Annotated in this window: 11 protein-coding genes and 1 tRNA gene; 2 read left to right on the plus strand and 10 right to left on the minus strand. The window is 38.0% G+C overall.

Annotated elements, in window-relative coordinates:
• Positions 1-88 precede the first annotated feature (88 nt).
• The 3 genes from PGY05_RS09040 to PGY05_RS09050 form a co-directional block, all read right to left on the minus strand.
• Positions 89-1,003, minus strand: a complete 915-nt coding sequence (locus PGY05_RS09040; protein ID WP_167531620.1) for a C39 family peptidase — start codon at positions 1,001-1,003, stop codon at positions 89-91.
• 394 nt (positions 1,004-1,397) lie between these two features.
• Positions 1,398-2,153 carry a tRNA threonylcarbamoyladenosine dehydratase gene (locus PGY05_RS09045; RefSeq protein ID WP_055155992.1) on the minus strand — a complete coding sequence of 252 codons (756 nt, stop codon included), beginning with the start codon at positions 2,151-2,153 and terminating at the stop codon, positions 1,398-1,400.
• A gap of 74 nt (positions 2,154-2,227) precedes the next feature.
• Positions 2,228-2,890, minus strand: a complete 663-nt coding sequence (locus PGY05_RS09050) for a 4'-phosphopantetheinyl transferase family protein (RefSeq protein ID WP_195548803.1) — start codon at positions 2,888-2,890, stop codon at positions 2,228-2,230.
• Between the two features lie 205 nt (positions 2,891-3,095).
• Between PGY05_RS09050 and asnB the strand changes: the two genes are divergently transcribed.
• Complete coding sequence (gene asnB / locus PGY05_RS09055) at positions 3,096-4,961, plus strand: asparagine synthase (glutamine-hydrolyzing) (RefSeq protein ID WP_211133716.1); 1,866 nt, start codon at positions 3,096-3,098, stop codon at positions 4,959-4,961.
• Between the two features lie 397 nt (positions 4,962-5,358).
• On the opposite strand, the gene PGY05_RS09060 is transcribed toward asnB, so the two are convergent.
• Positions 5,359-6,303 (minus strand): AEC family transporter, encoded by a 945-nt coding sequence (locus PGY05_RS09060; RefSeq protein WP_270475711.1) that lies wholly within the window; start codon positions 6,301-6,303, stop codon positions 5,359-5,361.
• 137 nt (positions 6,304-6,440) lie between these two features.
• Here PGY05_RS09060 and PGY05_RS09065 point away from each other — a divergent pair.
• Positions 6,441-6,515, plus strand: a tRNA-Pro gene (locus PGY05_RS09065).
• A gap of 69 nt (positions 6,516-6,584) precedes the next feature.
• On the opposite strand, the gene PGY05_RS09070 is transcribed toward PGY05_RS09065, so the two are convergent.
• The 6 genes from PGY05_RS09070 to PGY05_RS09095 all read right to left on the minus strand — a co-directional run bounded on the left by PGY05_RS09070 (position 6,585) and on the right by PGY05_RS09095 (position 12,352).
• Positions 6,585-7,817: a tyrosine-type recombinase/integrase gene (locus tag PGY05_RS09070; RefSeq protein ID WP_270475712.1), complete on the minus strand. Its 1,233-nt coding sequence runs from the start codon at positions 7,815-7,817 to the stop codon at positions 6,585-6,587.
• Between the two features lie 378 nt (positions 7,818-8,195).
• Positions 8,196-8,384, minus strand: a complete 189-nt coding sequence (locus tag PGY05_RS09075) for a hypothetical protein (protein ID WP_270475713.1) — start codon at positions 8,382-8,384, stop codon at positions 8,196-8,198.
• A 293-nt stretch (positions 8,385-8,677) separates the two neighbouring features.
• Complete coding sequence (locus PGY05_RS09080; protein ID WP_270475714.1) at positions 8,678-9,406, minus strand: hypothetical protein; 729 nt, start codon at positions 9,404-9,406, stop codon at positions 8,678-8,680.
• Positions 9,407-9,472: 66 nt separating this feature from the next.
• Positions 9,473-9,832 carry a hypothetical protein gene (locus PGY05_RS09085; protein ID WP_270475715.1) on the minus strand — a complete coding sequence of 120 codons (360 nt, stop codon included), beginning with the start codon at positions 9,830-9,832 and terminating at the stop codon, positions 9,473-9,475.
• Positions 9,833-9,937: 105 nt separating this feature from the next.
• The gene (locus tag PGY05_RS09090; RefSeq protein ID WP_270475716.1) at positions 9,938-10,936 is read right to left on the minus strand and encodes a hypothetical protein; all 999 of its coding nucleotides are present in this window, start codon (positions 10,934-10,936) and stop codon (positions 9,938-9,940) included.
• An 843-nt stretch (positions 10,937-11,779) separates the two neighbouring features.
• Positions 11,780-12,352: an HD domain-containing protein gene (locus PGY05_RS09095; protein WP_270475718.1), complete on the minus strand. Its 573-nt coding sequence runs from the start codon at positions 12,350-12,352 to the stop codon at positions 11,780-11,782.
• Positions 12,353-12,439 lie beyond the last annotated feature (87 nt).

Here is a 12,439-nt window from a genome sequence, read left to right on the forward strand (position 1 = left end):
TTTGTCTCTCGACAATATCTATTTATATCATAAATAAAAGAAAAGCGCAAGGGAATTTATCCAATTCTCCTGCACTTTTTCCAAATTTTTATACCCAGAATGACCACGCTGCATTCATCTGATTTATAATTGTATTCAGATCCCATTTCTTACGGCTGTTGATCTTACTGTTCGGATCATTGATCAGTACCTTGCCCTCCTCTGTCAGCCCGGAAAGGACGATAAAATGTCCCTGGTTTGTAAAATCACCCGGTCCCATACTGCAGATGATCGGATGTCCTGCCGAAAGCTCGGATTTGAGAGTGTCTTCTGACCAGTTTGTAAGCTGTGCAGAGTTTATTCCAAGTTCTGAAGCTCCTGCAGTCATAAGCGTCCAGTCTGTTCCGACTTCATCTACATAATATCCCATATTGACACTCATATCTGCCACATACTTCGGTGTAAATGAAGTATTGCCTGTAAGTCCTGTCGCCACCATGGAAAGGCTGGTCGGTCCGCATCCACCCATTCCGATATTCTCGGAACCATAAGATGCATATCCCCATACTTCGCTCCACTGGAAATATACCGGAATATGGTTCTGGATTCTGTAATCTTTCAAATCTACCGCCTGAAGTCCCTGCGCACTGAGTTCTTCCTCTGATCGTGCTGACTGTTCCGGATAATCAATCACCCACTGCAGTGCTTCCTGATGATCAAACAGCCATGTCAGCAGATCATCGGAATACTTTTCTCTGTTCAGAATGATTTCCTTCGTCTCCGGGTTTTTCTTATATAATTCGCCCAGCTGGTCTTTATACTGGTCAGAATCCAGCACCTCCTGGACTTTCTCAGCTTCTATCTCTTCTGGTGTCTTTGTTTCTGTCTCTGTCTTTGTCTTGGCAGAGGATGTCTTTTTTGCAGATTTCTTTGCATTTCCACTTCCACAAAGCATCAGGATCACAGCCAACACGATAATTCCTGCTGCTGCAAGAATGCCTGCTTTATATAGCTTTCTTTTCATCCTTTGTACTTCCCGCTTGCGCCTCGCTATTTTTTTCTGGCGCTGCTCCGCTCTTTTCCTGTCTTCTCTCATCATATGTCTATGGTTCTTCCTTCCTTAAACGACATCTCGTTAATGTTTGTTCCTTTTTACGCATATTTCAGCCTTACTTTAACATATTTCTTCATGAGAAAACAGTCTTTTCCGACAAGTTTAGAATTTTTTAAGTTTAAAGCTCTGTATAATTACTCTCCAGAGTTACCTCTGTTTTCTGATCTCCGATACAGATCGTATAAGATTTTCCGGAAAATCTGTGAAAAAAAATGAAACAAAAAAGCCAGGCATTTGCTGCAAGTTCTGACAGCAAATGCCTGGTTTTGATATGCGCCCCGCAGGGGCGCCCGCGATTTTATTTTTATTTTGCACAGAGGTCCTTCACTACTTCCCCTGCGATAATCAGTCCGACTACAGATGGCACAAATGCCACACTTCCCGGAATATCTCTTCTCTCCGTACATTTATGCTCTGCTCCTGGCGGACAGATACAATGGTTTCTGCAGCTGATTGCCATGTCCTCGATTGGTCTGGTCGGTTTCTCTTCTGAATAAACAACTTTCAACTTCTTAACATGACGCTTCTTTAACTCCCGGCGCATAACTTTTGCAAGCGGACACATCTGTGTCTTATAGATATCCGCCACTTTAAATGCACTTGCATCCAGCTTGTTTCCGGCTCCCATACTGCTGATGATCGGCACATTCATTGCCTGCGATTTCATGACAAGCTCAATCTTTGCAGTCACCGTATCAACTGCATCAACTACATAATCATACTCATCAAACGGAAATTCATCTGCATTTTCCGGAAGGAAGAAGCATTTGTGGATCCGCACATTCACGTCCGGATTGATCTCCAGCATTCTCTCCTTCATAACATCTACTTTGTATTTCCCTACCGTCTTTCTGGTTGCAATGATCTGACGGTTTAAGTTGGTCAGACATACCTTGTCATCATCGATCAGGTCAAATGCCCCGACTCCGCTTCGTACCAGTGCCTCACATACATAACCGCCGACTCCGCCGATTCCAAATACGGCAACTCTTGAATTCTTCAGTTTATCCATCGCCTCTTTGCCAAGAAGCAGTTCTGTTCTCGAAAATTGTGTAAGCATCTTCTTCTCCTTCTTCTCTCATAAAATACCTGTAAACTCTTAACCAATCCACTTCTTGTTTCATTGGCTTATTTTCAATCTTTAAGTTCCACAATCATTTCTCTTTTGTAAATATCTGTCATATCCAAAATATTTTCGTCAAAATTCGGATTTGTTGAGCACACCGCAATCCTTGCTCCATCTGTCTGATATTCTTTTAAATAATAAGTTTCCCGGATCTCTTCCGGCTGCCTTAAAAAAAACGGATCTCCCTGCTTCGGAATCTGGATCTCGCTGGTATTCAATCCCATCACAAGACCTTTGCGCGTCGCTTTTAAAAAGCTTTCTTTTAAAACCCAGTAGCGGTAAAACATTTCCGTCCGCTCTGCTTCATCTGCATTCCGGATTCTCTCATATTCAGAAGAACAAAAATATTTTTCTGCCAGCCTTTCATGATATTTCCGCATGCATTCGATGTCGCAGCCTACCCTCTCTCCGGATACGCCTGCGCTGCACAGAACATATTTCCCAGAATGTGATAAATTAAAGGACTGCCCTGCATCTTGCGGTATCTTGTGTCTCTCCTGTATCTTCATCCAAAGATACCATGCACCCACGCTTTGAGCCTGATCCTCCCTGTGCTTCAGCCGGTCTGCTTTTTCCTGTCGGAACGCCGGAACTTTTTCATAAATTTTTTGATAATTTTTCTCATTAAGCAGATCAGATATATCTGCCAGGAAAGTTTTTACCTTTTCCATTTCCCGGATTCCCCTTTTCTTTGCCGGCTTTTACGCATCTATCCGCATTTTTCACTATATAACACCTGTAAAAAATATGCAAGGAATATCCTACTGATTTTATTGGATATTCCTTTCCGGTTTTTTATCCCTTGTTAATCTTATATAGACTATGGTATAATGAATAAATCTACAGGCAAAATTAAGTTACTATAATATTTTTAATATGTATCAATTCAGAAAGGATGTGCAATTTATGTGTGGATTTGCAGGCTATTATGGCGCCGGCGATTTTAATAGAGAAGAAGTCATCGACCAGATGGGTGAACGCATTGCCCACCGCGGACCTGACAGCAAGGGAAGCTTTGTTGATGACTATGTAGCCCTTGGCTTCCGCCGTCTGAGTATCATCGACCTTGAAGGCGGATCTCAGCCGATTCACAGTGCAGATGGCAAACATGTCATTATTTTCAACGGAGAAATTTACAACTATCAGGAAATCCGTAAAGAACTGATTGAGAAACACGGATGTCAGTTCCAGACAAACTCCGATACAGAAGTTATTCTTCAGGGATACAAAACCTATGGCGAAAAAATTGCTTCTATGCTCCGCGGAATGTTCGCATTTGTAATTTACGATAAAGAAACTCACAACTTATTCGGAGCAAGAGACTACTTCGGAATCAAACCATTCTACTATGCACAGATGAATGGAAGCCTTTTATTTGGTTCTGAGATCAAGTCCTTCCTGGCTCACCCACATTTCCATAAAGAGGTCAACAAAGATGCCCTCAAGATGTACCTGATTTTCCAGTACACCCCACTTCTTGAAACCATGTTCAAAGGTGTATTCAAACTGGAACCGGGAACATACTTCACTTATGATGGAAAAGAACTTAAGAAAACAAAATACTTCGATCCGACTTATGCAAAGAAAGACCGCAGCTTTGACGAGACAGTAAAACTCATCGGTGAGACAATTCAGGATTCTGTTGATTACCATCAGATTGCTGATGTAGAAGTAGGATCTTTCCTTTCAGGTGGTGTTGATTCAAGCTACATCGCATCTACTGTAAAACCGATGAAGACCTATTCCGTAGGATTTGAAGTCGGCGGATTCGATGAGACAACCTTCTCCAAGGATCTGTGCGATATCCTTCATATGAGCAATGCAAAGAAAGAAATCTCTTCTGACGAATTTTTCGATGCTCTGCCGGAGGTTCAGTATCATTCCGATGAACCACATGCCAACCTTTCCGCTGTACCGCTGTATTATCTGTCACAGCTCGCAGCCAAAGATGTAAAAGTAGTCTTAAGTGGAGAAGGCGCAGATGAGATGTTCGGTGGATACGAGACATATATCCCAAGCAAATCCGGTGATATGTACCGCAAGATCGTACCGGCATCTATCCGTAAAAAACTCGGAGACTGGGCAAAACACCAGCCAGACAAGAGAGGACTTAACTTCCTCAAGAGAAATGCAACTTCCGTAGAAGATTCCTACATCGGCCAGGCATTCATCATGGACAACGAAGAAGCAGATGAAGTACTCTCTCCTGCATATAAGAGCAAGATGCGCTACCAGGACGTAACCAAACCGTACTTCGACCAGGTAAAAGATCAGGACGACCTTCATAAAAAGCTCTTTCTCGATATGCATCTGTGGCTGCCACACGACATCCTGCTCAAAGCAGATAAGATGACAATGGCACACTCCCTCGAACTGCGTGTACCATACCTCGACAAAAAAGTCTGGGAACTCGCCCGCAGCATCGACAGCAAATACTGCGTAGACGGCATGGAAACAAAAAAAGCCTTCCGTACCTCCGCCCTCTCCCATATCCCAATGGACTGGGCAAAACGTAAAAAACTCGGATTCCTCGTACCATTCAGAGTATGGCTCCGAGAAGATAAATACTATAATAAAGTAAAAGAAATGTTCCAGAAAGACTTCGTATCCGAATTCTTCAATCAGGAATTACTGCTGAAATGGCTGGAAGATCATAAGAATAAAGTCGGAAATTATCATAGAAAGATTTATACCGTATATTCATTCTTACTGTGGTATGAACAGTACTTTGTCCTCAGATAGAGCAGTGCCAAAATAAAGGAATAGCCAAATTTCATGCTCGCATGAAAATTTGGCTATTTTTTTATTTTGATAGAGCAATAGCTCGCACAGCGAATGAACCGCCAGGTTCACGAGCTGTGGTGCACTGCTCCTTCCCTAAATCATTCGACCAACAAACTTTCTTATCTAAAACACACAAATCCCCAAGGGGAACAGCGCCAACACCTTCCCCGCCCCTGGCACCATCCTCCCCAGATTGGCTACTCATCTATCGCTACGATGATGATGTCCTTGTCCTCACTCTTACTTGAACCGGCAGTCACAGCGACTTATTTAATCTTTAAAAAATAGAAGCAACTAGTCAATGGTGTGCTACCACAATTCCCATTTTAACTGGCTACTTCTATTTTTATTCTTCTTACACCAACCCAAACGATCTCAGCACATCCAGCCACATTGTAAGCGTAAACGCACTCAATAACGTCGTCATCATAATCACCCCGGAACTAAGCGTCCCCTCATGTCCCATATTCCTTGCCATAACAAAACAGCTGACCGTCGTAGCAGATCCAAGCATCACCAGAATCGCAATCATCTCTTCATTCCTAAATCCAAGAAGTGCCGCCATCGGCAAAAATATCGCACAAAATCCAACCAGCTTCATAAACACTGCAACAAGTGTAGGCTTCATCTTCGATGTTGCCTTTTTCATCTCAAAGGTTGCACCCATCGACATCAGTCCCATCGGCGTCGCTGTCGCCCCGACATTGGATACAACCTTATGTAAAATTGTCGGCATCGGAAGCTTAAGTGCAGACCAGACAAATCCCGCCACAATTCCAATAATGATCGGATTCGTTGCAATCCCCTTCAGCGTTTTCTTTACCAGCGCCTTATCAAAAGAATTATTCCCCGGTTTAAACACTGAAAGCACCACAACCGCCATAATATTATAAAGCGGCACACTGCCGATGATCATAAGCGGTGCCATTCCCGCAGTTCCGTAAATATTCTGGATAAAAGCAATTCCAAGAAGCGCCGCACTGCTCCGGTAAGTCGCCTGTATAAATTCGCCTTTAATGCTCCGGTCTTTCCACAGCAGTGAAATCAAAGTTGATATCGTAATACTGATCGCCGTCACCACAAAACAAAAAAGAATGAACTTAATATCCCATACTTCCGAAAAATCCACGGTCGCCAGCTGTTCAAACAGCAACACCGGAAGCGGAACCAAAAATACAAACTTGTTCATCTTTGCTGCAAAGACTTCATCCATCCACCCCAGTTTTCTGAATAACATTCCAAGTAACATCATCAAAAAGATCGGAATCGTTGCATTCAAACTGAAAATTAAATTTTCCATAATCGTTCCTCATCCTACTCATTTATATTTGCATATCGTTATTTTGAACTCTTTCCAGAAACCTGTCAACAGCATTTTCTCACATCAAAAGAATGATTGAGATTTAAAACAATTTATACTATAATGAAATAACACTTCGGGGTATGGCTCAGCTTGGTCAGAGCGCACGGCTGGGGGCCGTGAGGTCGCAGGTTCGAATCCTGTTACCCCGATTTTTCCTTTATTTACAAGGGTTTCCGGCTTTGATATAGTTTGTAGATTTTATTACTTTTATTACCTTTTTACCCACACGTATGTATTTTAGCAACTATATCTGTTTTGTCTTTCATTGTAGAAGTATCAAATGTATAGTAAGTTCTATTGACTTGTACTGAATGTCCTAGTATTGCAGACATAATAACTTCTGATACTCCCTCACACCTCAATCGTGAATTTAAAGTTTTTCTAAAAGCATGTATTCCCCTTTTGGGTATTCCTAATTGTCCACATTTATTCTTTATACATGATGATACTACGGGCGCATGTATTCTTCCCTCTTCATTCGCAAACATCCATTCACAGATAAAACCATTTTGTATTTGAACTTTATGTATCTTATGGTAAAAATCTTTTATTGTATTATCAACTGGAAATGCTCTTTCTTTCTGATTTTTTGTTTTGTCTATGAAATATTCTTTTGTCATGCGATTATATTTTTCTGACCTACTTATAACAAAATATGGCTCTTTCTCGTCTAAATGAAAATCTTCCCATTTTAAAGCCACTAACTCTCCTACCCTCATTCCTGTTAAATACGCTAATTCAACAACATAATTAGGTATGTACTGTGGTTTTCTTTCATATTCCAAATGTAACAAACCAATAATCTTTTGTTCCTCTTCCTCGGAATATACTTGTTTTTCTATAGGTTTTTCTTTCTCTTCACAATAACGATAAAATTGCTTACATTCAAAATATATCATTGGATTCTCTGTGATATATTTTTCTCGATATGCTTTTTTCAATGTATTATCCACATACCCATATAGCTTTTTAAATGCTCCTTTTGTTAAACAATTCTCCTTAATAGAACCATGAAAAAATACCTTAATCTTATCTTCTGTTATCTCTGTCAGTAATTGTTTTTCAAATTCTTTGTCCTTAAAAAACCTATTGTAATCTGTATTATATTTATACGCCGTATTACCAGATACCATTTTATCTTGAACTTCTCTCCATTTAAAATACATATCTTTAAATGTTAAAGCCTTATTCTGACAACCTTTGTAATACTCAACAATCGCATCTTCTATCCCTTTTTTTGTCGTTCTTTTAATCATTCTAAAACCTTTAGGGTGCGTATCATCATCTATGTATGTTCTCCACTTTCCATCCTTTCCTTGTGATATTTTTCTGGAATGTTGTTTTAAAATTTCCTCTCGTTTCATTCTCTGTATATACTCTTGTATATATGCTACCTCTATAATACCATTATCTATTACAAAATTTAAATCCCTTTCGGTAATTTTTTTCATTTATAAAATCTCCATTGTGAATCAAATACATATATAGTTACCTCCTTTTAAAAAATGTTCTCTTAAATTATTTTCTCAAAATGTTCTCTTTATGTTCTCTCAATAAAAAAACAAGAACCCCAGATAAATAATTAAAAAATGTTTTATTACTTACTGTTGTTCTTGTTTTGTTTCGGGGATATCTGATATCTTCTTGAAACATTGTTGCATTTTGACTATGTTACATCTATACGACAAATAAGTGTTTGTTTTATAGATTAGCTACAATTCTGATACAATTCGCTTGTAACAATATTGCCATCTGCGATATCTATATCCGTTTTTCCTTCAAATTTGTTTGTTTTTTGTTCTTGCTCTAAAATTGTGTAAACAATTCGACTATTGTTTTAACTCATGCAATACGTTCATTTCATGCATTAACATGAATATCACAGCATCTTCTGGTAAGTGATTTAAGGCACTTTCCAAACCCTCATGTAATAATTCATAGCTTTTCTTATGAGATTCCTTATATGCATCATATAGGAGCTTATAAGTGGCAAGGGTATCTTTTTCCTGCTCTGTCATTGTTTCCACCTCCTGTTAGTTCAATTCATCTATATAGTTGAGAAAGTGTTGATAATTGATATAATACTTAGCATTTATTTTTAAGTACGGGATTTTATTCTGTTCTATTATCAGATGCCTTAAAAACTTATATGGTAAACGTGTCTTGTTTGCTAGTTCATTCAGTGATAGAAGAGGGGGACAATTTGGAAGTCCCATAACAAAATCCTTTCTCTTTTGTAAACTCTGTTTTCTACGTGTGTTTGCAATGTCCTGTGCTGTTTTTTGTATTGCATTGGCTGTTGTTTTGTTCATCAGTTTTCACCATCCTTTTCTAACGCCGTTAATTTGTTTGACATCTGCGCTTGAATGTTACGCAACCCAAACCCGTTTAAATATGTTTTGGCAAGTTGTGAATTTTTTTCCTGTAGTACTGGTTGCACAGCCTGTTCGTGAGCTACTTCCTCTGGATTTCTGCCGTTTGCAACAATCACTTCTTTCTGATGTGCTGTAAAAAGTTTCTGGTATTGTGGAAGGGCGTATAACTTCTGTAACGCAATTGACTCCTGTCTTGATGGATTCTTACACCAGTTTCCAACCCTACGTCTATCACTGTTTTCATTTATACCGTTATGTAATTGTGCCATCATTGAATATAAAATATTATTACTTTCGTATTCTAACTTCTGTAATTGTTCTGTAGATTCTTCAACTTGAATTGATTTGATATCAGCAATTTCCTTTTGTATTTTCTTCATGTTTTCGTCATTTTGTTGTAATAAAGAAGCTATCTTCTCAAATAACAGTTTATTCAATCTGTAAATATCCAATTGGCTGTCCGTTTCATCTGCATAAGAATTGATAAGTTCCTGTGCTTTCTTATAATCTGTTCTATTTTTGATTTCACTAATAACACAAGAACAGTTATTATACATTCTGGATAACCTATAGTTTTTATCTTCGAGACTTTCCCGTTCCTTTTTCGCTTTCGGATTCCTCTCGTAATACATTCGCTCGGCATTACTTGTATGCATAATTGTCATGTTAATTTTCCTCCTTTTTTATATACTCTTGTAAGCTCGTATTTGCCTGTTTAAGGAATTTTCAAATTACCCCTTATAAATTGTCTGCTCCCATTCTTCATCTTCTGTATCAATCGTGTTTTCTGCCTGTTCTAACTCTGCTGTTAAATTGTTCATATCGATTTTGTTCCGTGGATTTATTACTGTCAGTGTCATGTGTGTTTCTATGTTCTGTTCTTTCTGTTCTTGTACTACAGCTCTGTAATCTCGTCCATAACAACGGTCTAAAATGTACTGATTTGCTTTTAATCGAACATTTACATCAAAACTATTTTCAGCTATGGAAATAATGTTTTTAAGAGCTGTTGCACTATATGATTTTAGTTGCCTGTTAAAATCTTGTTTTGTTTGTTTCATTCCCACTGAAAGTGGTTTTCTTCCTCTCACACCTAACACCTCTCTTATATTGTATTTGTTTAATCTTTAGTAGTATTTTTGGGGAAAAATAAACGTATTTTCGTCTGTTCTGGATTGTTACACGTGACACAAACGTCACGCAACAACCTGTCTACAAAACATAACGAACTGTGTTGCAACCCCTTCGTGTATCTCTATTTCACCGCTTTTTCGTACTCTATAAATTGCTTGTCTAGCGCTAGCTGAATTATTATAGTGACTTTTCACGGCTCTGATAAAAAATTCAAAATCCTGTTCTACGATATTTCTATTCATAAGCGCAACTGTTAAGGGTTTCTTTGTTTTTAAATCATTCTTTAATATTTGAATACATTGCCTGTAATATGGCAAACTCCCTGTATTTGACCAGTAACGATCGCAAAAGTATAATTTAAAATCCCGTTTGAAACACATAATCAAATTATGTATAGAACCAACTGTTAGGAATTCTTGCAAGCTATTCCCTGTATGCGCATAATTTAAACCACGTTTGTTGTATATGTGTTCTACTCTAATAATTCCGTGTTCATCTGCAATATCCTTTTCCAGTCCCTTATCATAATATTTACTAGCGAACCTTCCAGAACTGTTTTGTGGAAGTTTAATAGACTCTACATTTATACCAGATGCCAATGTCTGAACCTTGTTGTACCTTTGTCCTACTTTCTTACCTCTGCAAGCTATATAGACAATATTCTCTTTGTCTTGCAATAGCATACCTGTTATCATGTTCAAAATGGGTTGTACATTTTTTTTGTTTGCAATTTCCATAGTAGCGCCCACCTCGGCTGATTTGACTGTTAGGTCTGGCAATTGTTCTCCAAAATGCTTTTTTAACTGCTTTACTACTATAGTTGTTATCTCGTATATTTTATCTGCATCTAAAACGCTAAAAGGTTGTATGTTGTTCTGCCTAACACAACGAGGAAGATTTAATATCAAATTGTATCCCTTTTTCTTTCCCTGTCTGTGTACAAGCTTTCCTACTTCGTTTCCATTACTACTATAAAATGTTATATTGTTTTTGTTTAATATGGTTTGCGTATCTATCACAACTTCTATTGTATCGATACCTAAAAGTACTTCATGTTTCAAAAATCTCTTTTTCCTCCTGTTCGTATTTCTGTAACAAAAAAAGACCTAAAACATAAGAATAGTCTGGTTAGGAACTTTTCTGAGTTAAAGGTCTTTTCATTCAATAAAGAACAGGCAGAAAACACACTAATATGGCTGTTTTTAAGATTATCATTTAATACACTATCTTATTATACGTGCAACCATAAAATAATATTGAACAGAGAAAACGCTAACCAATATCGGACTCTTACAATAATTACAATATTTAATTATCTACACATTTTGCTTTGGGATTGCGGTACTGACTTAGTACCCAATGAATTTTGTTTACTTTACTATCTAAAGAAAGATAGTATATTTTGAATATAAATGTATTATATCAGATAACAAAAAAAATGTCAATAGCTATTCTTGATTTTTTTTAAATAATATGATATAATTTTTTGTTAAATATATATTATTCTTATAATGCTTTTATAAGCTCGTATTTTCCAATTTAAAGCATATTTCTTTATTACTCTATATAGTTTAATTTTTATATAAAGAATCATGTAAATACACTGTTTTACAATATCCTTGCATCATTCCTTATTATTAGCATATATACAAAAGCTCTCCTTTCTCAAATATGATTTATTACCTTTTTTATTACCTTTGAAATATCATGTCTTAAAACCATTGATTTTACGCCATTTTTTCTGCCAACTGCGCACCGTGAGGTCGCAGGTTCGAATCCTGTTACCCCGATTTATAATTAAATTTTTACTTATCATATATAAAAAATAAGCCGGGACATTCGCCCCGGCTCAGCATGAATATGCAGTATTACATTTCCAATGCAACTATTATGAAAATTTTTTATTAGTCTTTCTGTTTGCTTTCTTCAATCTTCCGCTTGGAATCTTTCCTCACTTCATCCCGAAGCCTTTGGATATATTCCGTAAACTTACATTCTTCATTCCCATACGTCATCTGAAGATCATACTCCAACGGAATCCATGTCGAGATATCCGCCTCATTATGCTGGATCAGCGCCTCCAGCTTATCCAGTGATTTATAAAGCCTCGCCTCCTGTGTCTCCATCGCTTCCATCTCTTCAAATAATGACTTCCATTCTGCACGGACCGGTTCCGGAAGTATATCCGTCAGCTGCTCCACCTTTTTATTCTCAACCTTTCGGTCTTTATCCGTCTTTTCAAATGCCGGAATATCTCCGGTGATCGCCTCACCCATATCATGGATCAGACACATTTTTATCACCTTATCCATATCCAGCTCCGGAAATTCATCCCCAACCAGCATTGCCATCAAAGCCAGTCGCCAACTGTGCTCTGCCACACTCTCCAACCTGCCACTTGAAGTATACGAATGTCTGGTGTTACATTTCAGTTGTTCTGCTGTCTTTAAAAAATCCAGTAATCTTCCTATTTCCATAATTTTCTTCCGTTCCTCCATAATTTAAGATACCAGCGTCAAAATACCTCTTGACCCCAACATCTAATTTAATTTTCCATCATAAAA

It is taken from the genome of Coprococcus sp. AF51-11b1 (assembly GCF_027682785.1).
GTDB lineage: Bacteria > Bacillota > Clostridia > Lachnospirales > Lachnospiraceae > Allocoprococcus > Allocoprococcus comes.